The organism is Caulobacter sp. BE264 (assembly GCF_031457805.1).
Lineage (GTDB): Bacteria > Pseudomonadota > Alphaproteobacteria > Caulobacterales > Caulobacteraceae > Caulobacter.
In genome coordinates this window covers 21,728-48,531 of sequence record NZ_JAVDXI010000010.1, presented here as the reverse complement: position 1 = coordinate 48,531, position 26,804 = coordinate 21,728, and the positions used below count along the sequence as shown (strand labels likewise).

The 26,804-nt window shown below is 69.0% G+C and carries 26 protein-coding genes; 7 read left to right on the top strand and 19 right to left on the bottom strand.

Features of this window, described 5'->3' with window-relative positions:
* Positions 1-15: 15 nt before the first annotated feature.
* The 4 genes from J2X45_RS19250 (at position 16) to J2X45_RS19235 (ending at position 4,671) form a co-directional block, all read left to right on the top strand.
* The gene (locus J2X45_RS19250; RefSeq protein ID WP_062099710.1) at positions 16-1,476 is read left to right on the top strand and encodes an MBL fold metallo-hydrolase RNA specificity domain-containing protein; all 1,461 of its coding nucleotides are present in this window, start codon (positions 16-18) and stop codon (positions 1,474-1,476) included.
* Positions 1,473-3,011, top strand: a complete 1,539-nt coding sequence (locus J2X45_RS19245) for a thymidine phosphorylase family protein (protein WP_062099727.1) — start codon at positions 1,473-1,475, stop codon at positions 3,009-3,011. Before J2X45_RS19250 ends, J2X45_RS19245 begins: the two co-directional genes overlap by 4 nt.
* Entirely contained in the window at positions 3,008-3,892 is an 885-nt protein-coding gene (locus tag J2X45_RS19240) for a ribose-phosphate pyrophosphokinase (protein WP_062099709.1), read from the top strand. The genes J2X45_RS19245 and J2X45_RS19240 overlap by 4 nt, the downstream gene beginning before the upstream one ends.
* Positions 3,893-4,044: 152 nt before the next feature.
* Complete coding sequence (locus J2X45_RS19235) at positions 4,045-4,671, top strand: response regulator (RefSeq protein WP_310218127.1); 627 nt, start codon at positions 4,045-4,047, stop codon at positions 4,669-4,671.
* A 31-nt stretch (positions 4,672-4,702) separates the two neighbouring features.
* Here J2X45_RS19235 and J2X45_RS19230 read toward each other — a convergent pair whose 3' ends face one another.
* Both J2X45_RS19230 and J2X45_RS19225 read right to left on the bottom strand, forming a co-directional pair.
* Positions 4,703-6,469 carry an oleate hydratase gene (locus J2X45_RS19230; protein ID WP_062099707.1) on the bottom strand — a complete coding sequence of 589 codons (1,767 nt, stop codon included), beginning with the start codon at positions 6,467-6,469 and terminating at the stop codon, positions 4,703-4,705.
* Between the two features lie 60 nt (positions 6,470-6,529).
* Positions 6,530-8,866, bottom strand: a complete 2,337-nt coding sequence (locus J2X45_RS19225) for a heavy metal translocating P-type ATPase (protein ID WP_062099706.1) — start codon at positions 8,864-8,866, stop codon at positions 6,530-6,532.
* A gap of 387 nt (positions 8,867-9,253) precedes the next feature.
* On the opposite strand from J2X45_RS19225, the gene J2X45_RS19220 reads away from it, so the two are divergent.
* From J2X45_RS19220 to J2X45_RS19210, 3 genes are all read left to right on the top strand, one after another.
* Entirely contained in the window at positions 9,254-10,789 is a 1,536-nt protein-coding gene (locus J2X45_RS19220) for a PAS domain S-box protein (RefSeq protein ID WP_184717250.1), read from the top strand.
* Entirely contained in the window at positions 10,779-11,402 is a 624-nt protein-coding gene (locus tag J2X45_RS19215; protein WP_099504373.1) for a response regulator transcription factor, read from the top strand. The genes J2X45_RS19220 and J2X45_RS19215 overlap by 11 nt, the downstream gene beginning before the upstream one ends.
* Before the next feature lie 79 nt (positions 11,403-11,481).
* Positions 11,482-11,889: a response regulator gene (locus J2X45_RS19210; RefSeq protein ID WP_099504371.1), complete on the top strand. Its 408-nt coding sequence runs from the start codon at positions 11,482-11,484 to the stop codon at positions 11,887-11,889.
* A gap of 34 nt (positions 11,890-11,923) precedes the next feature.
* On the opposite strand, the gene J2X45_RS19205 is transcribed toward J2X45_RS19210, so the two are convergent.
* From J2X45_RS19205 to J2X45_RS19125, 17 genes are all read right to left on the bottom strand, one after another.
* Positions 11,924-12,361 (bottom strand): DUF411 domain-containing protein, encoded by a 438-nt coding sequence (locus tag J2X45_RS19205; RefSeq protein WP_062099702.1) that lies wholly within the window; start codon positions 12,359-12,361, stop codon positions 11,924-11,926.
* Positions 12,362-12,425: 64 nt separating this feature from the next.
* Positions 12,426-13,688 (bottom strand): MFS transporter, encoded by a 1,263-nt coding sequence (locus J2X45_RS19200; protein ID WP_310218118.1) that lies wholly within the window; start codon positions 13,686-13,688, stop codon positions 12,426-12,428.
* Positions 13,679-14,647 carry a copper resistance protein B gene (locus J2X45_RS19195; protein ID WP_171012819.1) on the bottom strand — a complete coding sequence of 323 codons (969 nt, stop codon included), beginning with the start codon at positions 14,645-14,647 and terminating at the stop codon, positions 13,679-13,681. Before J2X45_RS19195 ends, J2X45_RS19200 begins: the two co-directional genes overlap by 10 nt.
* Complete coding sequence (locus tag J2X45_RS19190; protein ID WP_310218115.1) at positions 14,644-16,332, bottom strand: copper resistance system multicopper oxidase; 1,689 nt, start codon at positions 16,330-16,332, stop codon at positions 14,644-14,646. The genes J2X45_RS19195 and J2X45_RS19190 overlap by 4 nt, the downstream gene beginning before the upstream one ends.
* A gap of 29 nt (positions 16,333-16,361) precedes the next feature.
* Complete coding sequence (adhP, locus tag J2X45_RS19185; RefSeq protein ID WP_099504365.1) at positions 16,362-17,387, bottom strand: alcohol dehydrogenase AdhP; 1,026 nt, start codon at positions 17,385-17,387, stop codon at positions 16,362-16,364.
* Between the two features lie 23 nt (positions 17,388-17,410).
* Entirely contained in the window at positions 17,411-18,931 is a 1,521-nt protein-coding gene (locus tag J2X45_RS19180) for an aldehyde dehydrogenase family protein (protein ID WP_310218112.1), read from the bottom strand.
* 154 nt (positions 18,932-19,085) lie between these two features.
* Entirely contained in the window at positions 19,086-19,445 is a 360-nt protein-coding gene (locus J2X45_RS19175; protein WP_062100022.1) for a hypothetical protein, read from the bottom strand.
* Between the two features lie 118 nt (positions 19,446-19,563).
* Entirely contained in the window at positions 19,564-20,010 is a 447-nt protein-coding gene (locus tag J2X45_RS19170; protein ID WP_062100023.1) for a four-helix bundle copper-binding protein, read from the bottom strand.
* Between the two features lie 30 nt (positions 20,011-20,040).
* A complete protein-coding gene (locus J2X45_RS19165) occupies positions 20,041-20,442 on the bottom strand; it encodes a DUF1622 domain-containing protein (protein WP_062100024.1) in 402 nt (133 codons plus the stop codon).
* Entirely contained in the window at positions 20,429-21,142 is a 714-nt protein-coding gene (locus J2X45_RS19160) for a cytochrome C (RefSeq protein WP_231732075.1), read from the bottom strand. Before J2X45_RS19160 ends, J2X45_RS19165 begins: the two co-directional genes overlap by 14 nt.
* Entirely contained in the window at positions 21,142-21,864 is a 723-nt protein-coding gene (locus tag J2X45_RS19155; protein WP_062100026.1) for a hypothetical protein, read from the bottom strand. The genes J2X45_RS19160 and J2X45_RS19155 overlap by 1 nt, the downstream gene beginning before the upstream one ends.
* Positions 21,864-23,762 (bottom strand): 2Fe-2S iron-sulfur cluster-binding protein, encoded by a 1,899-nt coding sequence (locus J2X45_RS19150; RefSeq protein WP_066681832.1) that lies wholly within the window; start codon positions 23,760-23,762, stop codon positions 21,864-21,866. Before J2X45_RS19150 ends, J2X45_RS19155 begins: the two co-directional genes overlap by 1 nt.
* Positions 23,763-23,779: 17 nt before the next feature.
* A complete protein-coding gene (locus J2X45_RS19145) occupies positions 23,780-24,160 on the bottom strand; it encodes a hypothetical protein (protein WP_066730188.1) in 381 nt (126 codons plus the stop codon).
* Between the two features lie 132 nt (positions 24,161-24,292).
* Complete coding sequence (locus tag J2X45_RS19140) at positions 24,293-24,742, bottom strand: heavy metal-responsive transcriptional regulator (RefSeq protein WP_062098120.1); 450 nt, start codon at positions 24,740-24,742, stop codon at positions 24,293-24,295.
* Between the two features lie 116 nt (positions 24,743-24,858).
* On the bottom strand, positions 24,859-25,212 hold the full coding sequence (locus J2X45_RS19135) for a hypothetical protein (protein WP_210408482.1): 354 nt from the start codon (positions 25,210-25,212) through the stop codon (positions 24,859-24,861).
* A 136-nt stretch (positions 25,213-25,348) separates the two neighbouring features.
* Positions 25,349-25,915, bottom strand: coding sequence for a multicopper oxidase domain-containing protein (locus J2X45_RS19130; protein ID WP_310218101.1), 567 nt, complete (start codon positions 25,913-25,915; stop codon positions 25,349-25,351).
* On the bottom strand, positions 25,899-26,720 hold the full coding sequence (locus J2X45_RS19125) for a DUF4396 domain-containing protein (RefSeq protein ID WP_310218098.1): 822 nt from the start codon (positions 26,718-26,720) through the stop codon (positions 25,899-25,901). Before J2X45_RS19125 ends, J2X45_RS19130 begins: the two co-directional genes overlap by 17 nt.
* Between the last annotated feature and the right edge of the window lie 84 nt (positions 26,721-26,804).

Genomic DNA, 26,804 nt, shown 5'->3' with positions numbered 1-26,804 from the left:
AGAGGCAAGCCGCCCATGCACAGGAACAGGAAGAAGCAACGGCTCCACGGCAATTTCGGAACGGCCGCCCTTGAACGCGAAGCGCGCATCGACCTTGCCGAGCGGCCGGCCGGCGGCCTTGCCGTGGCCTTCCTCGGCGCGTCGGGCACGGTGACGGGCTCGCGCTACCTGCTGGACGACGGCCAGACCCGGATCGTGGTCGATTCCGGTCTGTTCCAGGGGGCCAAGGACCTGCGCCGCCTCAACTGGGCGCCGCTTGCGCCCGAGGTGGCCGACGTCGAGCAGGTGCTGCTCACCCACGCCCATCTCGACCATTCGGGCGCCCTGCCACGCATGGCCCGCCTGGGATGGGATGGGACCGTCCTCAGCACGCCGGCCACGGCGGCCCTTTGCCAACTGCTGCTCGCCGACAGCGGGCGCATCCAGGAGAAGGACGCGGAGTTCGCCAACCGCCACGGCTTCTCGCGCCACGATCCGGCGCTGCCGCTCTACACGGAGGCCGACGCGCGCCTGGCCCTGCGGCTGTTCGAGACCATCGGGTTTGGCGAATGGCGCTCGCTCGCCGACGGGATCAGGACGCGCTACCATCGCGCCGGCCACATCCTCGGCGCGGCGTCGATCGAGATCGACTGGAAGGGCCGGTCGGTTCTCTTCTCGGGCGATATCGGGCGCTATGACGACGCGGTGATCAAGGACCCCGAACCGCCGGCGCGGGCCGACTACGTCATCGTCGAATCCACCTATGGCGACCGCCGCCATGACCGCGTGGATCCGTCGCGGGCGCTGGGAGACCATATCGAACGGTGCATCCGACGCGGGGGAACCGTGGTGATCCCCGCCTTCGCGGTCGGTCGCGTCCAATCGCTGCTCTATCATCTGTCCCGTCTGCGCGCGGACGGCCGGCTGCGTGATGCGCCGATCTATCTGGACAGCCCGATGGCGATCGACGCCAGCGGGCTGATGTGTGATTTCATGGACGAACACAGGCTGAGCCGCGCGGCATGCGAAGCCGCGTGCGGCGTCGCGCACTATGTGCGCGAAGTCGAGGAATCCAAGGCGCTGACCGCGGACGCCACCCCCAAGGTGATCATCTCGGCCAGCGGCATGGCGACCGGTGGCCGCGTCGTGCACCATCTCAAGCGGTTCGCCCCGGATGAGCGCAACCTCATCCTGTTCTCCGGCTTCCAGGCGGCCGGCACGCGCGGCGCTGCGCTCGTCTCGGGGGCCCGGACGATCAAGATCCACGGCGAACACGTCCCCGTCCACGCCGAGGTGGCGAACCTGACCATGCTGTCGGCCCACGCCGACAGCGACGAGCTCATGCGGTGGCTGGGCGCCATGCAGGCGGCGCCGCGGCATGTCTATGTCACCCATGGCGAGCCGGCCGGCGCGCAGGTCCTGGCCAAGCGCATCGGCGAGGAACACGGCTGGCCTTGCACCGTCCCGACCCTCGGCAGCTGGGGGCGGCTGGCGTGAGCGTCCCAAGGCACGAGCAGGCCGACGCGAGGCCGGCGTCGGCCACGCTGCGCGCGCGTCGCATGGGGCTCACCGCGGCTGGCGGCGACATGATCGCGGTGATGCGGCACGACTGCCCGGTCTGCCGGTCCGAGGGCCTGGGGTCGCGCGCCCAGGTCGTCCTGCGCGCCGGCGGCCGCGAGGCGGTGGTGTCCTTGTTGCACAGCTCGGGCGACACGCCAGACCCCGGCGAGATCGGCCTTTCCGAGACCGCATGGGCCCGGCTCGGGGTCAAGGCGGGCGACCGCGTGGAGGTCGCCCACGCTCCGCCGTTGGCCTCGCTGCGGGCGGTGCGCCGCCGGATCTATGGAGAGCGCCTGAGCCAGGCGGCCTTTTCGGCGATCGTCGCGGATATCGCCGAGCATCGCTATAGCGACGTCCACCTCTCGGCGTTCGTCACCGCCTGTTCGGCGGCGCCGCTCGATCAGGCCGAGACGATCGGACTGACCAAGGCCATGGTCGAGGTCGGCGAGCAGTTGAGCTGGCCTGGGCCGATCGTCGTCGACAAGCACAGCGTCGGCGGCTTGCCGGGCAACCGCACCACGCCGATCATCGTCTCGATCATGGCGGCCGAAGGCCTGGTCATGCCCAAGACCTCCTCGCGCGCGATCACCTCACCGGCCGGCACCGCCGACACCATGGAGGTTCTGGCGCCCGTCGACCTCGACATCGCCGCGATCCGCCGGGTGGTGGCGCGCGAGGGGGGCTGCATCGCCTGGGGCGGGGCGGTTCGGTTGAGCCCGGCCGACGACGTGATCATTGGCGTCGAGCGGGCGCTCGACATCGACGCGGTCGGCCAGCTGGTGGCCTCGGTGCTGTCCAAGAAGATCGCCGCCGGCGCGACCCACCTGGTGATCGACGTTCCTGTGGGACCGACCGCCAAGGTGCGGAGCCTGGAGGCCGCGCGGGATCTCGAGGCGGCGCTCACCTCGGTGGCCGCCGCCTTCGGCCTGCGCACGCGGGTGATGTATGGCCCTGGGGCTGAGCCGATCGGACGCGGCATCGGGCCGGCGCTGGAGGCGCTGGACATACTGGCCGTGCTTCAAGGCGAGCCCGGCGTCGAGGATCTCGCCCATAGGGCCTGTGAACTGGCCGGGGGATTGTTCGAGCTGGCGGGCGTGGCGGCCCCTGGCGCTGGCCTCGCGCGCGCGCGGCAAAGCCTCGAGAGCGGCCGCGCCTGGGCCAAGTTCAAGCGCATCTGCCAGGCCCAAGGCGGCATGCGCTCGCCGCCGGTCGCCCGCTTCCAGCGAGACCTGACCGCGCCCTCCAGCGGCCGGATCGCCAGCATCGACAACCGCAAACTCGCGACCGTCGCCAAGCTCGCGGGCGCGCCGATGGCCAAGGCGGCCGGGGTGGCGGTCCACGCCCGGCTCGGCCAGTCGATCGTCGCGGGGTCGCCCTTGTGCACCCTTCACGCCGAGAGCCCCGGCGAACTGGACTATGCGGCCGCCTTCGCCTTGAGCGACGGGGCGATCTTCGCGATCGCGGCGCCATGACGCCGCCGATCGTCTTCGCCTTGGACGGCGGCGAGCGCCTGGCCCAAGCCCTTGGCCCAGCGCTCGGCGCGGAGGCAGGGGTCCTGCTGCAGCGCCAGTTTCCAGATGGCGAGACCTACCTTCGGATCGACAGCGACGTCACCGAGCGCGATGTCATCCTGGTCTGCGGCCTCGAGCGTCCGGACGCGAAATTGCCGCCGCTGCTCTTCGCGGCGGACACGCTGCGCGAGCTTGGCGCGCGCGGGGTGGGCCTGATCGCGCCCTATCTGGCCTACATGCGCCAGGACACCCGTTTCCATCCGGGCGAGGCGGTCACGTCGCGTATTTTCGCGGCGGTGCTCTCGCGCCACCTCGACTGGCTGGTGACCGTCGATCCCCACCTGCACCGCCATCACGCCCTGGCGGAGATCTACCGAATCCCCAGCCAGCTCGTTCACGCCGCGCCGCTCATGGCGTCGTGGATCAGGCGGAACGTCGCCCGACCGGTGATCGTCGGGCCCGATCTGGAGAGCGAGCAGTGGGTGGCGCAGGTGGCGGCCGGCGCCGACGCGCCGTTCCTGGTCTGCCAAAAGCAGCGGTCCGGGGATCGTGAGGTCGACATCTCGATCCCCAACGCCGGCGCCTTCCTGGGCCGCCAAGCCGTGCTCGTCGACGACATCGCCTCGTCGGGCCGCACGCTCGCCGTCGCGGCCCGCCAGCTCAAGGCCCTGGGTTTTGCGCCGCCGGACTGCGTCGTGGTGCATGCGCTGTTCGCCGGCGACGCCGCCCAGGTCCTGGGCGAACACGTCGCGCGCATCGTCAGCACCAACACGGTCGCCCATGCGTCGAACGCCATCGACATGACGCCGGCGATCGCCCAGGCCGTGCGCGCCCTGCTGTGAACGGCGTTCGCCAATCCTCGGCCAGCCGCCGGGAGGCGAACGGCGAAGCCTCTTGACCCTGGACCCCGGTCCAACCCGCACAAGGCGTCCGCGAAGCGGCGCCGCATTCGCCGCTGCAGCCTGGCGCCCGCTCAGTTCGCCTGAGGAGGCCCATGGGGGACAAGCGTGTCGTTCATATCGTCGACGACGAGGAGACGATCCAGCGGTCGGTCGGCTTCATGCTCCGCGCCACGGGCTTCAGCGTCGAGACCTATCCGTCGGGGACGGCGTTTGTGGCCGTCGCGACGCAGGCCAAGATCGGCTGCGTCATCCTGGACATGCAGATGCCGGGCCTGGGCGGGCTTGAGGTTCAGGTCGCCCTGGCCGATATCGGCGTCGACATGCCGGTCGTCGTGCTGACCGGCAATGGCGATGTCGCCCTGGCGGTCCGGGCGATGCGGGCCGGGGCCGTCGACTTCCTGGCCAAGCCTGTTGAAAAGGCCATGCTGCTCGAAGCGCTCCATCGCGGCTTCGCGCGCATCGACCGGGCCGATGGCCGGGCGGCCGAGGAAGCCGAGGCGCAGGGCCGCGTCGAGGCCCTGTCGCCGCGCGAGCGGGATGTCCTCGAAGGTCTCGCCCAGGGGCGCGCGAACAAGGCCATCGCCTATGATCTCGGGATCTCCTCGCGCACGGTCGAGGTCTGTCGCGCGAGCCTGGTACGCAAGCTCGGCGTCCAGACCTTGGCCCAGACCCTGCGGATCGCCTTCGCGGCGGGGATGGGACGGCCGCCGCGAGCCTAGACGCTCGCCGCGGCGGCCGCCCCGGCGATCGCTAGTCCGCGATCAGATGAAACCGCTCGACCAGCTTGGCGATCTCGGTGCCTTCCAGCGTCTTCAGCAGCAGCTTGCGCAGGATGGCGGGGCCGGGGATCTCGATGCCCTCGCCATCCCGCAGCGGCGCGACGGCGGCCAGCAGAGTGCGAATGTCATAGGTCGAGTTGAACACTTCGGGCACGCCGCGCTCGACATCGAGCAGCGTGTAGACCGCCTCCATCGGCGTGCGGACCGAATACTCCGTGGTGAAGATGCAGTCGCGCTGCTTGGACTCGGCGAACTGGCCGATGAAGGCGAAATTAACGGCCCCCGCCGGGACCACGTCCGGCCGGTCTCCGGCCTGGCGGGGCATGAAGAAGGCGGTGATATAGGGCATCATCACCGGCACGGTCCTGGCGCCGCTCGCCGCGAGATCGGCGATATCCTCGACCGGGACGCCGAGGTGATAGAGCCATTCCTGGGTGATCTCCTCGCCAGTGCAGGCCTGCATCGGCTTTTTCACATAGTCGCCGGGCCGATCGACGAACAGGGCGTAGAACCAGGCCACGAGCTGGTCCTTCGGCTGCTTCTTGAAATGGGGCTGGCGGCTGACCGTCCAACTCAGCAGCCAGCTCGAATCCTTGGCCGTGACGATGCCGGCGGTGACCACCTTGCCGCTGAACGGATCGCGCTTGGCGATCTTGCGGATGTACTGCGGAATACGCGCGTCGAGCGTGGTGATGGTCGCCGACGCCCATTTGGTCTGCGCAATATGGGCCCCGAACACGTCGGGACGTCCGAAGGCCGGGTCCTTGGCCGCGATGCGCCGCCACAGGTCCCAGGCGGGCGCCGGGCCTTGATTCAGCTTGGCCGGGGTCTGATGGTCGCCGCTGTCGGAATTTTCGGTCAGCGACCCGATGGTGATGAACACCAGATCGTCGGGGCCAAGATCGACGCCGCCCTCGGCGCCCTTCTCGATCCAGCCGATCCGCGTCGCCTGCTTGCGTTCGGCGTCGATCGCGAAATCGATGTCGGTGACCTGAACGCCGTAGCGGAACCGGACGCCCTGATCCTGCAGCCACTTGACCAGCGGCAGGACCATCGACTCGTATTGATTGTACCGGTTGAACTTGAGCGACGAGAAGTCGGCGAGCTGGCCGATGTGGTGGATGAAGCGGTGGAGATAGAGTTTCATCTCCAGGGCCGAATGCCACTCCTCGAACGCGAACATCGTACGCCAGAACAGCCAGAAATTGCTCTTCAGGAAATCGGGGCCGAACACCTCGTTGATCCGCTTGTTCTCCATCTCTTCGCGGGTCGCCAGGAAGACGGAGAGGAGCTCTCGTTGGGCCTTGTCGTTCAGCGTCAGCAGCGCCTTGTCGGGCACATCCTGCCCGCGGCTCTGCGTGACCCGCTGCAGCGAGACGTTCGGATCGTCCTTGTTGAGCCGGTAGAATTCGTCGAGGACGCTGGCGTCTTCGATCTCGAGCGAGGGGATCGAGCGGTAGAGATCCCAGAGGCACTCGAAATGCGCCTCCATCTCGCGCCCGCCGCGGATGACGAACCCCTTTTCCGCCACGTCCAGGCCATCAAGGGCGCCGCCGGGAAGCTCCAACTCCTCGAGAAGCGTGATGCGCTCGCCCGCGACGCCGCCGTCCCTGATGAGGAAGGCCGCGCCCGCCAGGCCGGCGAGGCCCGCGCCGACGAACCAGGCCGTCGCCCTGTCGGCCCGCTCCGGCTTGCGGGGACGGACGAACGCTTCATAATTTCCGCGGCTGTAATGCATTGGCGGGCTCCTAGGGGCGGCGAGCGGTTTGGGCGGCGGCTTCGGGACGAGCGCGCATGCTCATATCTTCTGCCGATTGAGCCGCAGCGCGTTGGTGACCACGCTGACCGAGGACAGCGCCATCGCCGCGGCCGCGATGATCGGCGAGAGCAGGATGCCAAACAGCGGATAGAGCACGCCGGCCGCCACGGGCACGCCCGCGACGTTGTAGATGAAGGCGAAGACCAGGTTCTGGCGGATGTTGGACATGGTCGCCTGGCTCAGCCGCCGCGCCTTGACGATGCCGTTGAGGTCGCCCTTGAGGAGGGTGACGCCCGCGCTCTCGATCGCCACATCGGTCCCCGAGCCCATGGCGATGCCGACATCGGCCGCGGCGAGGGCCGGCGCGTCGTTGACGCCGTCTCCGGCCATGGCGACCACGCGCCCCTCGCGCTTGAGACGCGCGACGACGGCGCTCTTCTGGTCGGGCAGGACCTCGGCTTCCACTTCCTCGATGCCCAGACGCCGCGCGACCGCCTCGGCCGTGGTGCGGTTGTCGCCCGTCAGCATCACCACCCGGATGCCTTCGGCCTTGAGGGCGGCCAAGGCTTCGGGCGTGGTCGCCTTGACGGGGTCGGCGATGGCGAAGGCGCCGCCGACCCGGCCGTCGACGCCGATGAAGATCGCCGTGGCCCCGTCGCGGCGAAGGGCGTCGGCCTGCTCCGCCAGGGCCTCGGTCGCGACGCCCTCGTCGGCTAGGAACCGGGCGTTGCCGAGCACGATGCGGCGGCCCTCGACGGTTCCCAGCGCGCCGCGCCCGGTCGGGGAATCGAAATCGCTGACCTCGGCGACCGCGACGCCGCGCGCCTTGGCCGCTTCGACGATGGCCAGCGCCAGCGGATGTTCGGACGCCCGTTCGACGGACGCGGCCAGCCGCAGCAGTTCGACCTCGTCAAACCCCGCCGCGGGCACGACCTGCGTGACCGCCGGGCGGCCCTCCGTCAGCGTGCCGGTCTTGTCGACGACCAGCGTGTCGACCTTCTCCATATGCTCGAGCGCTTCGGCGTTCTTGATCAGGACGCCGACGCCCGCGCCCCGGCCGACGCCGACCATGATCGACATCGGCGTGGCGAGCCCCAGCGCGCAGGGACAGGCGATGATCAGGACGGCGACGGCGGCCACGAGTCCGTAGGCGAAGCGCGGCTCGGGCCCCCAGACGCTCCAGGCGATGAAGGCCAGGACCGCCACGCCGATGACGACCGGGACGAACCAGCCGGAGACCTGGTCGGCCATGCGCTGGATCGGCGCGCGCGAACGCTGGGCCTCGGCGACCATCTGGACGATGCGGGCGAGCATGGTGTCGCGACCGACCTTGTCGGCGACGATGACCAGCGCGCCGGTCTGGTTGAGCGTGCCGCCGATCACCTTGTCGTCCTTGGCCTTCGTGACCGGCATGGACTCGCCGGTGACCATCGACTCGTCCAGCGAGGAACGGCCGTCCTCGACCACCCCGTCGACCGGGACCTTTTCGCCGGGCCGCACGCGCAGACGATCGCCGACCGTCACCAGATCGAGGCTGACCTCCGCCTCCGACCCGTCCGCCGCGATGCGGCGCGCGGTCTTGGGCGCCAGATTGAGCAGCGCCTTGATCGCGCCCGATGTGCGCTCGCGCGCCCGCAGTTCAAGCACCTGGCCCAGCAGCACCAGCACGGTGATCACCGCCGCGGCCTCGAAATAGACCGCCACCACGCCGTCGGTGTTCTGGAACGCGGGTGGGAAGACCTGGGGCGCGAGCGTGGCGACGACGCTATAGATCCAGGCCACGCCCGTCCCCATGGCGATCAGCGTGAACATGTTGAGGTTGCGGGTCTTCAGCGAGGCCCAGCCACGCTCGAAGAACGGCCAACCGGCCCATAGGACCACCGGGGTAGCCAGGGCGAACTGGACCCATATCGAAACCGGCATCGGGATGATGTGATGCAACGCGGGGAATAGATGGCCGCCCATCTCGAGGATCAGCACCGGGATGCTGAGAGCCAGACCGACCCAGAAGCGGCGGGTCATGTCGATCAGCTCATGGCTGGGACCGGCGTCGGCGGTCACCGTCGCCGGTTCGAGCGCCATGCCGCAGATGGGACAGGCTCCGGGATGGTCCTGGCGGATCTCCGGATGCATGGGGCAGGTCCAGATGACGCCTTCGGGCGCGGCCGACGCGGCCGACGCGGCCGGCGCGCCGAGATAGCGGTCGGGATCGGCGATGAATTTGGCCCGGCAGCCCGCGCTGCAGAAGTGGTGCGGCTTGCCGGCGTGCTCGGCATGGTGCGCGGTCTTGGCCGGGTCCACGCTCATGCCGCAGACCGGGTCCTTCACCTGGTCGGCCGCCGGGGCGCCATGCGCCGTGGGCTTGGTCTCGTTCATCCGCGCGTTCCTTTCGCCAGCAGCCCTTGTAGGGTCTGAGATCGTGCCGGGGTCAATACGTACTCTCCTCAGACCCGCGGCTGGAGAGGGCAACAGGCCGCGAGGCGTTCGACAAGCCGCGCGGGCGCCAAGCAACGGCGCGGCCGCACTTTGCGCTGAAATTCTGAGGGGACCGGCCGGCCCGCGCGTAAACGCGATAGGACCCCGCGGATACAAGCGAGACCGTGACCCATGGATGCACTATCGGACCCGCGCGCGTGGGGGCTGAAGGCTGGCGCGCGGCGTTGTCGGGCGGCCTGCCGGTCCGGCCCCGCGGGGTGTCGCCAAGCTCGCGCTCGCGCCGCATCGCCGCGCCTGCGCGCCGCGGATCTGGCCTGAGCCGGCGGCATGCGCGACCAGGATCAAGGCCCCGAGGCGGGCGTGGCCGCCGTCGAGCAGCTTGCGCGGCTGTTTCTGCGCCAGGCCGGCGGCTATGTCCTGACGCTGCTTGCCGCCTCGGGACGGGTCCTGAGCTACAATATCGGCGGCGAACGGATCGAATGCTGGTCAGCCGATCACGTCGTCGGCCAGCAGCACGATGTCTTCTATCCGCCCGATGAGATCCACGCCGGGCGTCCCCGGGCGGATCTCGCCGCGGCCTTGCGCGACGGCGTGCTGGAGCGCGAGGCCTGGCGGGTCTGCGAAAACGGCGCTGAATACCTCGCCCGCCTGACCGTCACGCCGCTGTTCGACGCGGGCGCGCATCGCGGCTTCGCCTGCATCGCCCGCGACATCACCGACGAGGCCGCGGTGCGCGCCTCCATCGAAACGCGCGAGCAGCATTTGCAATCGATCCTGGCGACGGTGCCGGACGCGATGATCATCATCGACGAGGCCGGCGCCATCACCTCGTTCAGCGCGGCGGCCGAGCGCCTGTTCGGCTATCGCGAGGCCGAGCTGATCGGGAGCAATGTCGCGTGCCTGATGCCGGAGCCGGACCGTGGCCGGCACGATGAATACATCGCCCACTACCTGCAGACCCGCGAGCGCCGGATCATTGGCGTCGGCCGCGTCGTGGTAGGCCTACGCCGCGACGGGTCGACTTTCCCGATGGAGCTCTCGGTCGGCGAGGCCGGCGAGGACGGCCAGCGGCTGTTCACCGGCTTCATCCGCGATCTCACCGCCAAGGAGCGGGACGAACTGAAGCTGAAGGAGCTTCAGGCCGAACTGGTCCATGTCTCCCGCCTGAGCGCCATGGGCACCATGGCCTCGACCCTGGCGCATGAACTCAACCAGCCCCTCGCGGCGGTCTCGCTCTATCTGGAGACCATCCGCGACATGCTGGAGGCCGAACCCGGCGAGCCCTTCGCCACTTTGCGCTCGGTGATGGACGAGGCCGCGCAGGAGACCCTGCGCGCCGGCCATATCGTGCGCCGGCTGCGCGACTTCGTGGCGCGCGGCGAGGTCGAGAAAAGCCTGCACGACCTGGCGCATGTGGTCGGCGACGCTAGCCAGCTGGCGCTCGTCGGCGCGCGCGAGCGGGGGGTGCGCAGCTTCTTCGACTTCGATCCGGCGGCCACGCCCGTCCTCGTCGATCGGGTGCAGATCCAACAGGTCCTGGTCAACCTGATGCGCAACGCCATCGAGGCGATGGCGGACTCGCCGATCCGCGACCTCAGGATCGCGACGAGCCTGCGTGACGACGGCCTAATCGAGGTCACCGTCGAGGATAGCGGGCCGGGCATCGCCGAGGACATCGGCGAGCAGCTCTTCACGGCGTTCGTCTCGACCAAGGCCGACGGCATGGGTCTGGGGCTCTCGATCTGCCGGACCATCATCGAAGCGCACGGCGGGCGAATCTGGTTGGAGCGGCCCGCGCTGGGCGGGGCCCGGTTTCATTTCACCTTGATCCACGCGGCGGGGGAGGAGGACTATGACGGATAAGCGGGTCATTCACCTCGTTGACGACGAAGAGGCCATCCGGCGCGCGGCCGGGTTTGCGTTGAAGGCGGTCGGCCTTGGCGTTGAGACCTACGCCTCGGGTGTCGAATTTCTGGCCCGGGCCCGGCCCACGACCCAGGGGTGCGTCATTCTCGACGTGCGCATGCCGGCGATGGACGGCCTTGAGGTGCAGACAGCCATGGCCGAGCGCGGCATCCACATGCCGGTGATCGTGCTGACGGGTCATGGCGACGTGTCGGTCGCCGTGCAGGCCATGAAGGCCGGCGCCGTCGACTTCCTGGAAAAGCCCTTCGAAAAGGCCGCGCTGTTGCGCGCGGTCGAGCGGGCGTTCGCGCGCATCGCCGACGCCGACATCCGCGCGATCGAGGCCGCCGACGCGCATGTGCGCATCGCCGCCCTCACGCCTCGGGAACGCGAAGTGCTGGAGGGTTTGGCCCAGGGCTATCCCAACAAGACCATCGCCTATGACCTTGGATGCTCGTCGCGCACCGTGGAGGTGCACCGCGCTAGCCTGATGGTCAAGCTGGACGTGCGCAACCTGTCCGAGGCGCTTAGGATCGCCTTCGCCGCCGGGATGGGCCGCAAACCCAAGTGACTGCGAGGTTTACGTAGCGACCTGGAGACGGCCGACGTGCGAGGTTTGGCGGGCTTCAACCGGGTGTTTTGATCGCGCGATGTTATCGGTCAGTCCCTCGCCGCGCGATCGCCGCTATACGGTTCTGGTCTCCGACGATGATCCGGGCGTGCGACGCGGCCTGCTGCTCTTGCTTCGAGCCCGCGGCTACGCGGTGAGCGGCTACACCACCGGCAGCGCCCTCTTGGCCGACCCACGCGCCAGGGAAGCCGATTGCGTGATCCTCGACTACCGGATGCCCGACTTCGACGGCCTGACGCTCCTGGATCATCTCCGGCGCCAGGGCTGGCGCGGCGGCGCCATCCTGATCTCCGGCTTCTACGACGAGGATCTCGAGCAACGCGCGCGCGCGGCCGGCTTCGATCAGGTGATCCCCAAGCCGGTGATCGGCCGGGCGGTGCTCGAAGCCTTGCGTCGGCAGTCGGGGATGTCGCGCGACGCGCATTGACCCGACGCCAGCCCATGGCCCTGACCGTTGGAGGTCAGTAGCGGGCGAAAACCCGCGCGCCGGCCGGCCCGAAGGCCACGACATCGTAGTGTTGCCGCGCCCCGCTCGGCGCCGCCATGCCCTCCGAGCCGATCGGCATGCCGCCGACGGCGAGCCCCTTCACGCCAGCCGGCCGGGCGGCCAGGAGACGCTTCACCTCGGCGACCGGCACATGACCTTCGATAACGAAACCGTCGATGATCGCGGTGTGGCAGGAGGAAAGCGCCGGCGGCAGGCCGGATTGGCGCTGCAGGCGCACGCGGGCGACCTGATCCCTGACGATGACCTTTCTGTCCAGTTTCGCACGGACGGCCTGGGCCCAGGCCTCGCAGCAACCACATCCAGGGTCGCGATAGAGCAGGATGTCGCCAGCCGCCAGCGCGGCGCTGGGCAAGGCGAGCAACAGCAGAACGGCGGCGAGGCGGATTTTCATGGGCGGACTCCTTGGCGTGAAGCTGGGCGCGTGGCGGACGCGGCTCTCGGACGTGGCGGCGCTGTCACGCCCTTTCCCCGGCTGGATGGACCGGTGTCGACGTCCGGCGCCATATCGCCGGCAGAAGCGCGAGCAGACCGAGCGACAGCCAGCCGATCGCTTCGACGACGGCCGCTTGCCGATGGGGTGACACGACGGCGAGCGACATGGGCGCCAGCGCCTGGCCGAGGCTCGCGGCTGTATGCTGCAGCCCAAGCATGACTCCAGAGGGCCGCATGGGGCCGCTGATCCAGAAGCTCGTGACCAGCCGAAGACTGGCTGAGCTCCAGCCGGCGACGGCGATGAGACCGGCCATTTCGACCACGGTCGTTCCAAACCGAAAGAGAAACAGCGACAGGGCTAGAAGCGCGAGCGTGAGGCAGGCCAGGCGTCGAGGCGCGGTCACCAGCCAGGTGACGCGGGTGTGGAAAAGCTGAGCCGCCAACATCGCCAGCCCGCAGAGACTGAGCATCCCGGCGATCGCCTCGCGGCTCAGCGCGCCCTCGGAGCGGGTCACGAGCAGGCTGACATGCATGGCGGCGAGTCCGCCGCCGCCGACGATGGTGACAAGCAGGAGGACAAGCGTGACGACGCGCGGCGGGGCTTGCAGGCGACGTCCCTCGGGACGGGCGGCACAGCGGGCCGGCAAGCGCACAATGCCGGTCGTCAGCGCCAGCGCCAGCACGGCGATGACGAGCGCGAGCACCAACAGCGGCGTGCGGGGAAAGAGCGACGCGGACGCTTCGGCGAGCAGGGGGCCGAACAGGTCGCCAAGAAACATGAAGGCCGTCAGCCAGGTGAAACGCCTCGCCTGCTCGTCCCGGCCACCGGGTGCGAAGTTCGTTGACAGCAGCGCCAGCGGGATGATGGCGGCCGCGGACAGCCCAGCCAGCAAGCGAAGTCCATACAGCATGGGGAGCGGGACCGCCCCGACCGGCGCGGTCGCCAGCGCGAGGACGACCAGGGCCGTGCGCAGAATGATCCGGTAGTCGATGCGGTCGGCGAGCCATCCCCAGAGCGGCGCGAAGACGAGCGCCGCCAGCGGGTGGGCCGCCGTCAAACTAGCGACATGGACATCGTGGATGCGCAGCGCCAAGTCGGCCTGGCCTCCGTCGACGAGGGTCGGGAGAAAGGCGAGGACGGCGGTCTGGCCCGCAGACGCCGCCGCGACCGCGAGAAGCAACAGGATCGACGCAGCCGTCTGGCTCCGGCCAGGGCTATCGTCCGCCGCAGAACACGTCAGGCCGTCTTCCGGTCGCCAAGGCGCCGCGCAGCGCCTCACCACCATGATCGCAAGCCGACAACCACCCGATGCTCGGCCGGGCGCTGGCGATCGGCACGTCGGAAGTCGGCGGTGTCGTCCAGCGCCCGCTCCCAGACGAAGCCGACATAGGGCGCGAATTTCCGCGAGACCTCGTAGCGCAGCCGAGCGCTCAGCTCGACGTTGCTGAAGCCGCCGCCGAGCTCACGGTCGGTCGAGCGCTTGGAATAGAGGTTGGTTTCGACCTGCGGGGTCAGGATGAGGCGATTGGTGAAGCGGACCTCGTAGGCGCCCTTGGCGCGGGCGCCGAGGCGGCCGTCGTCGCCGACGTAGCCGGTCAGCTGGACATCGAACCAGTAGGGCGCCAGGCCCTCGACGCCGGCGGCGAGCCAAGTGGTCGCCCCCTTGCCGAGATCCTGACGAACGCCCAGCAACGTGCCCCAGAACGGGCTCTTGCTGCGCCACCACAGCGCCTCGACGCTGCTCTCCGGATCGAGGCGATCCTTGGAGTTCTTGAGGCCCTGGCTGCGCAGCCAGAGCTTGCTGTCGTCCTGGCCCTGGGTGACGAGGACGGTCCAGCCGACGCCCTGCCCCTCGTTGCCGCTGGCGAACTCCAGTTCGTCAACGAGAACCTTGGGGATCGACAGCTTGTCGGCCATCTCGTAGCCCGGCAGCGTCGAATTGCGATAGCCGTCCGCATAGTCGTCGGAGTTGCGGGCGTCCGGCGGAGCCTTGCCGCCCTGCATCCGTCCCATGTCCATGGTCATGCCGCCGGCGGGCGTCCCCGCGCCGGACATATCCATGCCGGACATATCCATGCCCGCGTGATCCGCAGGCGCCGCGGGGGAGGCCGTTGGGGCCGGGCTCGGCGGCGGTGGCGCGGCGTGCTGATGGGGGGCGTCCTGGGCGATTGCGGGCGCGGCCACGGCCGAAACGCTCAGAGCCAAGGCGAGCAGAGACGCTCGCGAGAGGGCCAGACGGGTCATGCGACGACCACCTCCCGGAACATGCCGGCCGCCATGTGGTAGAGCAGATGACAGTGGAAGGCCCATCGCCCCATGGCGTCGGCGGTGACGCGAAAGCTGATCCGCTGGGCGGGCTGGACCACCACGGTATGCTTGCGGACCTGGAACGCGCCGTCCGGGCCTTCGACATCGCTCCACATGCCGTGGAGGTGCATCGGGTGGGCCATCATCGTGTCGTTGACGAGAACGATGCGCAGCCGCGCGTTCGGCTTGAAGTGGAGCGGACGGGAATCGTTCAGCTTGATCCCGTCCAGCGTCCAGATGAAGCGCTCCATGTTGCCGGTGAGGTGCAACTCGATCTCACGCTCCGGCTCGCGAGGATCCGGATCGCCGCCGGGCGTGCGAAGGTCGGCCAGGGTCAGCACCCGCCAGGACCGCTCGCGCAGGCCCGCGCCGGGATCGTCGAGATTGGTGCGCGGATAGTCGACGCGCATGTCGGTGTTGGCGCCGTACTCGGTGCGCGCGTGACGCGCCTTCGGGGGCGTGTCCGCCATGCCGTGGCCGGCGTGTTCGCCGCCCATGGCGGCCATGGCGCCCATCATGTCGACCGGATCGAGCCAGGTCCGCGCATCGAGCGCCGGCGTCGGCGCCGTCATGCCGGGCGCTGGGGCGATGACGCCGCGGGCGAAACCCGTCCGGTCGATCGATTGGGCGAAGATCGTTCGGGCGCCCTCGGGCATGACGAACTCGACATCGTAGGTTTCGCCCGGTCCGATCCGGAACTCCTCGACCGTCACCGGCTCCACCGGCTGGCCATCGGTCGAGACGACGGTCAGCGGGACCCCAGGAAGGCGCACGTCGAAGAAGGTCGCCGTCCCCGCCCCCACGAACCGGAGGCGAACTCGCTCGCCGGGGGCGGCGATCGCCGTCCAATTCCCGGCCGGCGGCGTTCCGTTCATCAGGTAGGTGTAGGTGGCGGCGGAAACGTCGCTGTAGTCGGTCGGGTTCATCCGCGACCGGTTCCACATCCGCCGCCGCGCGAGGGCCTCGCCGAACCCCAGCTTGCCCACATCCTTGAGGAAGTCTCCGGCGGTCGGCTGCGCGAAATTGTAGTAGCTGCTCAGCTTCTTGAGGTTCGTGAAGATCTGCAGCGGCGGTTCGTCCGACCAGTCGCTCAGCAGGATGGCGTAGTCCCGATCGGGCGCAGGTCCGGTCGGCGCGCGCGGCTCGACGATGATCGCGCCATAAAACCCGGTTTGCTCGGCCAAGGTGTGCGCGTGATACCAGTAGGTGCCCGCCTGACGCAGCTCGAAGCGATAGGTGAAGGTCTCGCCGGGCGCGATCCCGGGAAAGCTGATGCCTGGTACGCCGTCCATCTCGGCGGGCAGGATGACCCCGTGCCAGTGGATGCTGGACATCTCCTTGAGGCGGTTGCGGACGCGCAGGGTGACGGTGTCGCCCTCGCGCAATCGCAGCACGGGGGCGGGCACGGCGCCGTTCACCGCCGTGGCGATCCGACGCTTGCCGGTGAAGTTGACCGGCAGTTCGGCGATCTCGAGATCGAATTCGGTCCCGCGCAATTCGGCGGTCGCGGCGGCGGCGGGGCCCGCCAGCAGCGCCGGCGAAACTCCGGCCACCGCCCCGCTGACCGCCAGGCCCTGGACGAAGCGGCGCCGTGTGGCCGGCAAGGTAGGACTGTCGAACATGGTTTGCTCGCGGTTCGTCGCGGGGGGGATTAGGCGAGGTCGAGGACGATGCGGCCCTCGATGTCGCCGTGGTGCATGCGCGCGAAGACGTCGTTGATCTTCTCGAGCGGTTCGGTGTGGACAGTCGCGTGAACCTTGCCCTCGCCGGCGAAGGCCAGCGCCTCCATCAGGTCGAGCCGGGTGCCGACGATCGAGCCGCGGACGGTGACGCCGTTGAGCACGGTGTCGAAGATCGACAGCGGAAAATCGCCGGGCGGCAGGCCATTGAGGGCCACCGTGCCGCCGCGCCGGACCATGCCGAGCGCCTGCTGGAAGGCCTTGGGCGAGACGGCGGTGACGAGGACGCCCTGCGCGCCGCCGATCGCCGCCTTGATCGCGGCGGCGGGATCCTGCTCTCGGGCGTTGACGGTCACGGCCGCGCCAAGGCGTGTCGCCAGATCGAGCTTGCGGTCGTCGATGTCGACCGCCGCCACGTTGAGCCCCATCGCCTTGGCGTACTGCACGGCCATGTGACCCAGGCCGCCGATGCCGGAGACCACGACCCACTCGCCCGGCTTGGCCTCGGTCGCCTTCAGTCCCTTGTAGACGGTAACGCCCGCGCACAGGATCGGCGCGATGTCGATAAAGCCGACATTGTCCGGCAGGTGGCCGACATAGTTGGGGTCGGCGAGGACGTATTCGGCGAAGCTGCCGTTGACCGAATAGCCGGTGTTCTGCTGGCTCTCGCACAGGGTCTCCCAGCCCCCCAGGCAATGCACGCAGTGGCCGCAGGCGGTGTAGAGCCAAGGCACGCCGACCCGGTCGCCCTCTTTGACGTGGGTGACGCCCGACCCGACCGCGGCGACGTGGCCGACGCCCTCATGGCCAGGAATGAAGGGCGGGTTCGGCTTCACCGGCCAGTCGCCCTCGGCCGCGTGCAGGTCGGTGTGACAGACGCCGGTGGCGGCGATCTTCACCAGGATTTGTCCGGGACCGACCGTGGGGATCGGCGCTTCCTCGATGACCAGCGGCGCCCCGAATTTGCGCACGACGGCCGCCTTCATGGTCTTGGCCATGGCTGTTGCTCCTTTGCGAGGGATCAAAACAGACCGAGGCCATGCTCGTCGTAGGAGACGAGCAGGTTCTTGGTCTGCTGGTAGTGATCGAGCATCGCCTTGTGGGTCTCGCGCCCGAACCCCGAGGCCTTGTAGCCGCCGAAGGCGGCGTGGGCCGGATACTGGTGGTAGCAGTTGGTCCAGACCCGTCCGGCCTCGATCGCGCGGCCTAGACGGTAGGCGGTGTTGCCGCTGCGGCTCCAAACGCCTGCGCCGAGGCCATAGGGCGTGTCGTTGGCGATCGCGATCGCCTCGTCGAGGGTCTTGAAGGTCGTCACCGACAGCACCGGGCCGAAGATCTCCTCCTGGAAGATCCGCATGCTGTTGTCGCCGACGAAGACGGTCGGCTGCACGAAATAGCCCCCGTCGAGTTCGCCTCCGGGCAGCGCCCGCGCGCCGCCGATCAGGCATTGCGCGCCCTCGTTCTTGCCGATCTCGATATAGCCGAGGATCTTGCGCAGCTGGTCTTCGGACGCCTGGGCGCCCAGCTGGGTCGCGGGGTCGAGCGGGTCGCCCTGACGGATCGCCGCCACGCGGGCCACGGCCCGCTCCATGAACCGGTCGAAGATCGATTCATGGATCAGGGCGCGCGAGGGACAGGTGCAGACCTCGCCCTTGTTGAAGGCGAAGAGCGTGAACCCTTCCAGCGCCTTGTCGAAGAAGGCGTCCTCCTCATCAAGGACGTCGGCCATGAAGATGTTGGGCGACTTGCCCCCGAGCTCCATCGTCTGCGGGATCAGGTGATCGGCCGCGGCGTGCATGATCGCCTTGCCCGTGACCGTCTCGCCGGTGAACGAGACCTTGGCGATCCGCGGGTTGGCGGCGATCGCCTGGCCGACGGTTCGGCCGGGCCCGGTCAGGACGTTGAGCACGCCCGGCGGCAGGATGTCGGCGGTGAGTTCGGCGAGCATCATCAGCGTCAGGGGCGTCTGGGACGCTGGCTTGATGACCGTGCAGTTGCCGGCGGCCAGCGCGGGCGCGATCTTCCAGGCCGCCATCAGCAGGGGGAAGTTCCAGGGAATGATCTGGCCGACCACGCCAAGCGGCTCGCGGAAATGGTAGGCGATGGTGTCGGCGTCGATCGTCGAGATCGCGCCTTCCTCGGCCCGGATGCATCCAGCGAAATAGCGGAAGTGATCGACCGCGAGCGGCACGTCGGCGCCGCGCGTCTCGCGGATCGGCTTGCCGTTGTCGAGCGTCTCGGCGAGCGCCAGCAGGTCGAGGTTCTGCTCCAGGCGATCGGCGACCCGGCTCAGCAGCCGGGACCGCTCGGCCGGCGACAACCGCGCCCAGCCGGCCTTGGCGCGATGGGCGGCGTCGAGCGCCAGTTCCACGTCGGCCGGACCCGACAGGGCGAACTCGGCGATCCGGTCGCCATTGATCGGGCTGTGGTCGGCGAAGTACTCGCCCGTGGTCGGGGCCGACCAGGCGCCGCCGATGAAGTTGTCGTAGCGCGCCTTGAACAAGGGCGCGGCGCGCATCGTCTCGATGGCCTTGTGGAACATCGCTTGGCTCCCTGCTGGTGACGACGAGCCTAGTGGCGGGCGCGGCCGAGGATATCCGTAGATGTCACATCGCCTGGCGGCGCCCGGACGTGAAAGAACCTGCCGGGCGTGCTCGCCCGGCAGGTTCTTCGGCGCGTCGCGGCTTGAGCGGGCGTTACATGTCCTTCATGGGCATGGCGGGATCCTTGGCGTCCTTGGGAGCCATGGGTTTGCCTTTCGGGGCCATCGGCTTGTCCATGCAGCAGCCCTTCATGGGCTTCTTGGCGGCGGGATCCTTGGGCGGCGTGGCCGGCATGTTCGCCATCCCCTGTTGATGGTCCTTCATCATCTGGTCGTGCATCTGCTGGCCGCCATGGTCCATGCCCTGCATGTGGGCGTGGTCCGGCGGGGTCTGGGCGGAGGCGGCCGGCGCGGGCTGGGTCTGGGCCTTGGGCGCGGGGCCGTCGGCGAATGCGGCGGTCCCCATGGCCAGAAGGCCGACAGCGCCGGCCACGACTGCGATCTTGCGCATCATTTCTGATCTCCAACTTATGACGTTCGCGTCCGATGGCGTCGTCTGCATCTCGAACGGCGTGACGCTTGCAATGCCCGCAATTGGCGGCCGCGCGTATACGTAAGGTCCGAAGGCGCGGTCAGCGCGACATCTGTCGGCAGCCCGCGGCGCACACCCTGCACGTCTCGGCGCACTGGGCCATCGGGGCGTCGGCGCGGGGTTTCGAACAGGCCGCCGCGCACAGGTCGCAGGCTTCGGCGCAGGCGCGGCAGAGCACCGGGTGCAGGGCCGAGCCGCGGAGCATGGAGTTGGCGGTCGCCTGGCACAGCTCGGCGCAGTCGGTGAGCATGGCGATCAGGTCGGGGGCGGCGAGCGCGCCGCCTTGACCGAGGGCGTAGGCGGCGGTCTCAAGGCACCGGCGATGGGAAGCCAGGCAGTGATCGATGCAGTCGCTCATCGACATCGCCATGCCGGGCATGGCGTCCATGCCCTTCATGTCGTGGGCCTGGGCGGCCGCCGCGGCGGGCTGGGCGGCGCCGGCCGCCAACAGGGCGGCTCCCGTGAGCAGGTCTCGTCGTTGCAGCATGTCAATCTCCCGGCGGGTGGGCGGGTCTGGTCAGACCCGCGGTGAGGAAGGTTCGCGGCCCGTGGCCCTGGCCATGCGCGTGTCCTCCCAGGGCCAGTGGCCGTTGATCTCGACGCCGAGCGAGATGCTAAGGAAGGTGCGCACGAAGACCAGACCGGCCAGGACGATGAGATCGTCCAAGGTCGGGTTGATGACGAGCGACTTGACGATGTCGCCGGCGACCAGGAATTCGAGGCCAAGAAGGATGCTTCGGCCGAGGGCGGACCGGAACGCGCCATAGGCCTTGGCCCGGTCGCCCGATCGGGCCCGCAGGGCGAACAGGATCGTCGCCAGCGCCGCGCCGCTGAGGATGGTCAGCGTGCCCGCCAGCTCGAGGATGATCACCGCGAGCCTGAAGAAGGCGCTGAGCCAGCCGGACTCAATGGTGATCATACCAGCCTCGGCGGCGGATGTTGTTGAAGCTGTCGGTGGTGTGACAGGCGTAGCATTGTTCGACGCGCGCCTTGGAGCCGGCGGCGCGCTGGGAGACCATGCTGAAGTGCTCCATGAAATGACTGGGCGGCGCGGTGTGGCACTCCGAGCATTGCGTCGAGCTGACCGACGGATGCCGGAAGTTGGGAACCTTCCAACTGCTGGTCGCGTGGCAGCTGGCGCAGTCCTGGCCGAAGAGTCCCAGATGCGGATCGCGGACGGAATGGCAGCTTGCGCAATTGAGCGCGGCTTCGGGCGGCAAGGCGTGCGGATTGGGTGGCGAAACAGCCGGCCCTCGCCACACCGCCGGATCGAGCAACGCCTGATGGTCCATCTTCACGATGGCGCGCGCGCCTTCGTGCTCGACGTGGCAAGCCGTGCACTCCTTGGCCTGGGCATGGAACTGGGTCGACTGTTTGTTTCCGAAATCGGTGCTCGCGTGGCAGGCGACGCAGGTCTTGCTCTCCACGCCCTTGAGAGGCGTGTGGCAACTGGCGCACTGCGCGCCGAAGGCTTGGTGGGCCGGCGACAGGGGGCCTGGCGCGACAAGCTGAGCCACCGGTCCGGCGCCGGGCGGCGCGCTTGTCTGCATCATCGCCGCGACGCCCAGCAGCGCCAGGCCGGCGGCGACAAAGATCCAGTAGAGGAGGCGGTCCCGCATCATAGCCAGCGCAGCCCGAAATAGATGGCCGCGGCGATGTGCAAAAGCAGCACCAGGTAGACCAGCGCCCCCAGGACAGCGTGCAGCCACCGCCAACGCGACAACAGCCGGTTGGTCGCACCCTCCGCGCGGATGGCGAACTCGGTGTCGGCCAAGGCCGCGGCCAGGGCCTCGGCCCCATCGGGCGGCGGCGCCGGCGGTTCGCCGGCGACGAAGAACAGCCGCTTCCACCGGGAAAGCGCAACGGCCGCCGCCGTCGGCGCCGGGGGCGCCGGCAGGTGGAGATACGCCGCTTGCAGGGACGCCAGCTCGGAGCGGCGGCCGCGCAGGGCCCGCGCCGTCTGCGCCAGCAGGTAGCGGCCGACGAAGCCGCTGAGGACCGTCAGCAGCACAAGGCCGGTCAGCGTTAGGCCGACGGGGCTGCCGAACTTGTGGGCGGCATGAACCAACCCCAGGATCGGAGCCAGCACGCCCGCATACACATGCAGGGCCAGCAGCGTCGGCTTGCTGACGAACCGGCCTGTCCACCGTTCCGCCGCCTTGACGTGCTTGACCACCACATAGGGCAGGGTCAGCAGCATGAGGACGGCGGCGACGACGCCGATGACGCCGCCGACCAGGCTGCCGGGAAAGCGCGGCGCGACGTGCAGGACGTAGCCCAGCGGAAAGAGCAGCAGGAAGGCCACAAGCAGGCCGACGGCCATGTCGCCGCGCTCGCGCATCAGGCCTCCACCACGAGCGGCTGGCCCGTGCTCTTGGCCTGGCAGGCCAGGATGTAGCCCTTGGCCTTGTCGGCGGGATCCAGGCCGGTCTCCACCGCCATGGTGACCTCGCCCGAAATCAGCCGGGTGACGCAGACGCCGCATTCACCCGAGCGGCAGGCATAGGGGATTTCCACCCCCGCGCCCTCCGCGGCTTCCAGGACGGTCTGGCCGGCGGGGAGCGGGGCCGACACGCCCGCCACGGAAAAGGTGATGGTGGCCGCGGCGACCGCCGGCGTGGGGGGCGCGACGACGCTCGGGGATGACGGCGCGGGGGGCGGCGCCTTGACCTCGAGCTCGGCCGCGTCGGCGGGCAGCGACGCGGGCCCGAAGGCTTCGGTGTGAAGTTGAGCGTCCGGGACGCCCAGAGCGGCCAGCTCCCGGCGCATCGCGGCCATCATGCCCGGCGGCCCGCACATGTGAATGCGGCGGCGGGCGATGTCTGGGACCGCGTCGAGCAGCATCTGGCGGGTGAGCGGGCCTTGCGGCCCCAGCCAGACCGTGCCGGCCGAGCGTCGCATGGCCGCCATCACGTGCAGATTGGAGAACCGCCGCTCGAGCCGCTCGAGCTCCTCGCGGAAGACGAATTCGTCGGTCGAACGGGCGCCGTACAGGAAGAAGATCTCGCCCGACCAAGCCGTGTCGGTCAGGTAGCGCAGGACCGACATCATGGGGGTGATGCCGACCCCGCCGGCGATCAGCACGATGCTGTCGGCGTCGGTTCCGGTGAAGGTGAACGCGCCGAAGGGGCCCGTCGTCTTCAGCAGGTCGCCGACGGCGACCTTGTCGTGCAGAAAGCACGACACGACGCCCTGCTCCTCGCGCTTGACCGTTAGCTCGACATAGGCGCGCTGCGTCGGCGAGGAGGCGATGGTGTAGGATCGCCGCGAGGGCTTGCCATCCACCGGCTCCACCTCGACCTGGAGAAACTGGCCGGGCAGAAAATCGAAGGGCAGCCGATCGGCGGCCGGGTCGGCCAGCCGGAAGGTCTGAATCGTCGGCGTCTCCCGCACGATCTGGACCACCCGCAACGGGCCAGACCAGCTCCTGGGCTTGCGCAGCGACGCCCCGGCGGGCGGCGCGGCGTTGCTCGGCGTGAGCGTTTCAGCGCCCGGCTCAACGGCCGCCGCCTGGCGTGGCGAGGCCGTCGCGGTCGCCGGGGCGGGCGCGGGGGCCGTCGACCCGCCGGCGTCGACGATCTTGCGGACCCGCCGCAGGCGCGCGACCTGCAGGCCCAGCAGCATCGCGCTGACCATCGCCAGGACGAACATCAGCATGAAATGGGGCGGCGAGACGCCGAGCCACCGGATCGGCGCCGCGTGCGGCGGCGCGCCCAGGCTCATCTGATCCCGAAACCAGGTGATCGCCGCCGGCTGCGGGGACGCGCCGCGGTCGAGGGCGGCGAGCGCGGCCGATCCGCTCGCGAAGAGGTCGCTTGCTTCACGCAGGCGCCGCGCCGCGCTCGCCCGGGCGGCCGGATCTTCGGACCGCGCGGCGGCGGAGGCCTCGGCGGCCATGGCCAGTCCGCGCTCCACGCGCGCTTGGGCCTCGCCCATCAACCGGTTGCGCCCCTCGGCGCTGAGCGACGGGGCGGCGAGCAGTTGTGAGACGAAGGGCGTGCGCCGGGCGCCATGCTCGCCTTCGCCCTCCATCATCTCGTCCATCATTCCGCTCATGCCGGCTGCCGCGGGGCTCGGCGCGGCGCCCATGACGCCGGCGTCCGCCATCGCGCCGCCTTGCGCGCCCGGATGGTGGGCCGCGTGCTCGTCGCCTTCCTGGGCGATGGCCGCCGTCGAAAGCAGAAGGCAGGCGGCGGCCAGACCCAAGCTCCATCCCTGTCGGCTGGTCGTGCCGCGCATCGGGCTTGCCCTCGTCTTCACATGTCCTTCATCGGAGCCGATGGGCTCATCGGCGCGGCGTCGGGTTGGGGCGTCGTCCCCGTGGCCGCGCCGCCCTGGCGCATGGCGTGGTGATCCATCTCCTGACGATGATGGCGCTCCATCGTCGCCGCGTCGTGATCGGCGTCATGTTGCCCGGCGGCGTTGTTCGAAGGCGCCGTCGAGCCGCCGACGCCGGGATCCGGATCGGCGGCGCTGGGGACCGGGGCCGCGGCGGGCGACGGGGCCGGGGCCTGGACCGAGGCCGCGGGCGGCGGGGGCTCAGCGCCCTTGTCGCCGCAGGCGGTGAGGGCGAGCGCCGCGGCGCCGATCACAAGCGCCTGGATGGGCGCGCGAAGTGTGTGGCGGATGTCGATCATGGCAAGTTCCTCCCTGGAGATCATGGGCTCGACACCGATGGCCTTCGCCGCGGACGGGCGCGCCAGGGGCGAGCGGTGGAGCCGGCGAGGTCGCCGGCCAAGGATTGACGTGTCGCCGCGCGCCCGGGCGGGTCAGAGCGCCTCCCGCGGTGCGTCGCCGCGGGCGTCCGACCGCCGGACCCGTCTTTCGGCGAGGAAGGCCAGGATCGGACAGTCCGAGGCCGCCACGTCCATCGGGCAATCGTCGGCCAGCGCGCTGAGCACGTCACGGATATCCGACAGCCGCTGAATGCGGCGTTCGGCGTCGCGGATCTTCTCGCGGGTGATCTCCAGCACCGCCGACGCCTTGGCGGTGTCGGAGGCTTGAAGCGCGAGCAGGTCGGCGGTTTCGGCGAGCGTGAAGCCGAGCTCCTGCGCGGCCCGGATGAAATGGAGCCGCAGGAGGTCGGCGTCCTCATAGACACGGTAGCCGGCGCCGGTCCTGCCCGGATCGCGCAGCAGGCCGGTGCGCTCGTAGTACCGGATCGTATCGCGCCGCACGCCGGCGGCTGCGGCGAACGCGCCGATCTTGAAGGTCGTCATGATACTCGTCGCCTCGCTCGTTGGACGAAAGCCCAAGGTCAGCGGAGGGGCGCGCCCGCCGGTCGCTCCGGCGAGACGGCGTGGGCCATCCCGCCGCTGGCGAACCGATCGCCCGCTCAGTTCTTGCGCAGCTCGACGATGTCGTGCTTGGCCGGCGTACCGTCGGCGACCGTGACATGGGCGAAGTGGTCGTCGAAGACGTGGTCGATCTTCACGTGCCCGACGAGGTCGCGCCGATAGGACGGCGGGGCCTTGTTGGGCCCCGGCAGCTGCTTGACGCGGTAGACTTCCAGGGTCTGGCCGACCTCGGCGCCGTCCGCCTTGCCGATGCAGATCACGGTGCCGTTGCTGTCGTTCGCGACGATCGAGCCCTTCATGAAGAAGGTGTGGCCGATCCCTTGCGCCAGAACCGGCGTCGCACTGAGCATCGCGACGCCGGCCAAGGCGGCGATGACGGACTTTTTGATCATCTTCGACTCCTTAGATGTGTAGGTTTGGCCGCCGCTTGATGATCGACGGGAAGAAGCTGTTCTTCGAGTCTAGGACTAGGGTCCTACGTCCCAGGTCGGAATACGTAGATTCCGAAGCGTAGACCTCGCCCCACTCCTAGCTGGTTGATGACCCCGCAGCGAGAAGCTGGACTGGTGTCAGCTTAGGCATGGCCGGATAGGTCAGGCCTTCGCGCTTCAGCCACTCCTGCAACTGCAGCGTAGACTCGTGGTCTGCCCTTAGGCTGGGGTCGGGTGTTTGCGGGTCGATGATCAGAGCGCCGTAGAGACCCTGCCCCTGCTGGCGGTCGACATGGTCGTGAGAGTGATAGAGGTAGGTGCCGCTCTGCACCGCCGTAAAGGCGTAGCGATAGACTTGGCCGTTTTTGATGGGGGCCTGGGTGATCATCGCCGAGCCGTCCATCACATTGGGCAGGATCAAGCCGTGCCAATGAACAGTGGTGGTCTCGGGCAGCCGATTGATCACGTCGATGCGAACCTTGTCTCCCTGATTGAAGCGGATCGTCGGGCCGGGAACCTGGCCGTTGTAGCCATAGGCGTCGACGGTGACGCCAGGCAGGATGGTCCAGCCGAATACAGAGGTCTCCATTTGGAAGACCTTGACGCCGTTCTCCATGCGAAAGGGCAGGGGACGCGCACCTCGCACCTCAACGCCGTAGGTCACTTTGACCTGTCGTGGATCTACCGCAGCCATATCGATCATGGCTTCGGCCGGAGTGTCGCGACCCATAATCATGCCGGGCGGCGTGAGCGTCGTGCGCCTGCGCGGCATGGTCTTGGTCGACGGACATCTGGTGACCGGCGTGCCCACCGTGCGCCGTCTGCGCCTTGGCGGCCCCCTTGTTCGTCAGATCAAACTTCGTGCCTGAGGGGCGCTGGGTCATCAAGCCGTGTTTGAGCGACTTGGAGACCAGCCAGACATTGGACGGGAAAGCCAGGGCGAAGCCGGCGATCACGCCCACACTCATCACGCCCCAGAAGATCAGTTCGGTGGGGACCATGGCGCGCATGTCACGCCCTATCATCAGGAAGCTCATCACCGGCGCCATGCCCGCCATCATGAAGTTCATGCTGATCAGTTCGGGCACGAAGCTGCGGCGGACGTTCTCCCAATAGGTCCCGCCCATCATCGACTTCATGAACAGGGCCTGGAAGATAAAGAGGCCGAAGGCGAAGCCGAAAATGTATTCGACGATCAGGTCCAGCCACATCGGCAGGCTCAGGGCAGCGGTGATGACCGCCGCCAGGATGATTCCGGTCGCATCGCCCGCGATGCAGTGGATGGTGGAGCCGACACCTTGCTTCCAGAGCGGCTTGACGAAATCCTCGTGCTCGCCGGGCCTAGGCTCCTTGTCGGCCAAGACATACAGCAGGAACCCGATCGGACCGGTGTAGAGCGTCACCAGGATGAAGCCCCACTTCATCACCCCCGGTTCGGGATTGTTTCGATACCGATCGATCCGCGACATAGGCCGTGCACAGCGCGGCAACCACGAACCAGCCCACAAGGAAGTAGTCGATCGGTTGGATCAGCATCAACGCGCCCTGCCGTA

What these genes read in the sequence shown, in the direction of transcription:
- J2X45_RS19200 (WP_310218118.1), bottom strand. Translation starts at nt 13,688, where the DNA reads ATGGTGGTGAGGCGCTGCGCGGCGCCTTGGCGACCGGAAGACGGCCTG.
- J2X45_RS19240 (WP_062099709.1), top strand. Translation starts at nt 3,008, where the DNA reads ATGACGCCGCCGATCGTCTTCGCCTTGGACGGCGGCGAGCGCCTGGCC.
- J2X45_RS19190 (WP_310218115.1), bottom strand. Translation starts at nt 16,332, where the DNA reads ATGTTCGACAGTCCTACCTTGCCGGCCACACGGCGCCGCTTCGTCCAG.
- J2X45_RS19195 (WP_171012819.1), bottom strand. Translation starts at nt 14,647, where the DNA reads ATGACCCGTCTGGCCCTCTCGCGAGCGTCTCTGCTCGCCTTGGCTCTG.
- adhP (WP_099504365.1), bottom strand. Translation starts at nt 17,387, where the DNA reads ATGGCCAAGACCATGAAGGCGGCCGTCGTGCGCAAATTCGGGGCGCCG.
- J2X45_RS19210 (WP_099504371.1), top strand. Translation starts at nt 11,482, where the DNA reads ATGTTATCGGTCAGTCCCTCGCCGCGCGATCGCCGCTATACGGTTCTG.
- J2X45_RS19170 (WP_062100023.1), bottom strand. Translation starts at nt 20,010, where the DNA reads ATGCTGCAACGACGAGACCTGCTCACGGGAGCCGCCCTGTTGGCGGCC.
- J2X45_RS19225 (WP_062099706.1), bottom strand. Translation starts at nt 8,866, where the DNA reads ATGAACGAGACCAAGCCCACGGCGCATGGCGCCCCGGCGGCCGACCAG.
- J2X45_RS19220 (WP_184717250.1), top strand. Translation starts at nt 9,254, where the DNA reads ATGCGCGACCAGGATCAAGGCCCCGAGGCGGGCGTGGCCGCCGTCGAG.
- J2X45_RS19160 (WP_231732075.1), bottom strand. Translation starts at nt 21,142, where the DNA reads ATGCGGGACCGCCTCCTCTACTGGATCTTTGTCGCCGCCGGCCTGGCG.
- J2X45_RS19155 (WP_062100026.1), bottom strand. Translation starts at nt 21,864, where the DNA reads ATGCGCGAGCGCGGCGACATGGCCGTCGGCCTGCTTGTGGCCTTCCTG.
- J2X45_RS19150 (WP_066681832.1), bottom strand. Translation starts at nt 23,762, where the DNA reads ATGCGCGGCACGACCAGCCGACAGGGATGGAGCTTGGGTCTGGCCGCC.
- J2X45_RS19175 (WP_062100022.1), bottom strand. Translation starts at nt 19,445, where the DNA reads ATGATGCGCAAGATCGCAGTCGTGGCCGGCGCTGTCGGCCTTCTGGCC.
- J2X45_RS19145 (WP_066730188.1), bottom strand. Translation starts at nt 24,160, where the DNA reads ATGATCGACATCCGCCACACACTTCGCGCGCCCATCCAGGCGCTTGTG.
- J2X45_RS19140 (WP_062098120.1), bottom strand. Translation starts at nt 24,742, where the DNA reads ATGACGACCTTCAAGATCGGCGCGTTCGCCGCAGCCGCCGGCGTGCGG.
- J2X45_RS19205 (WP_062099702.1), bottom strand. Translation starts at nt 12,361, where the DNA reads ATGAAAATCCGCCTCGCCGCCGTTCTGCTGTTGCTCGCCTTGCCCAGC.
- J2X45_RS19250 (WP_062099710.1), top strand. Translation starts at nt 16, where the DNA reads ATGCACAGGAACAGGAAGAAGCAACGGCTCCACGGCAATTTCGGAACG.
- J2X45_RS19215 (WP_099504373.1), top strand. Translation starts at nt 10,779, where the DNA reads ATGACGGATAAGCGGGTCATTCACCTCGTTGACGACGAAGAGGCCATC.
- J2X45_RS19165 (WP_062100024.1), bottom strand. Translation starts at nt 20,442, where the DNA reads ATGATCACCATTGAGTCCGGCTGGCTCAGCGCCTTCTTCAGGCTCGCG.
- J2X45_RS19235 (WP_310218127.1), top strand. Translation starts at nt 4,045, where the DNA reads ATGGGGGACAAGCGTGTCGTTCATATCGTCGACGACGAGGAGACGATC.
- J2X45_RS19230 (WP_062099707.1), bottom strand. Translation starts at nt 6,469, where the DNA reads ATGCATTACAGCCGCGGAAATTATGAAGCGTTCGTCCGTCCCCGCAAG.
- J2X45_RS19180 (WP_310218112.1), bottom strand. Translation starts at nt 18,931, where the DNA reads ATGTTCCACAAGGCCATCGAGACGATGCGCGCCGCGCCCTTGTTCAAG.
- J2X45_RS19135 (WP_210408482.1), bottom strand. Translation starts at nt 25,212, where the DNA reads ATGATCAAAAAGTCCGTCATCGCCGCCTTGGCCGGCGTCGCGATGCTC.
- J2X45_RS19125 (WP_310218098.1), bottom strand. Translation starts at nt 26,720, where the DNA reads ATGTCGCGGATCGATCGGTATCGAAACAATCCCGAACCGGGGGTGATG.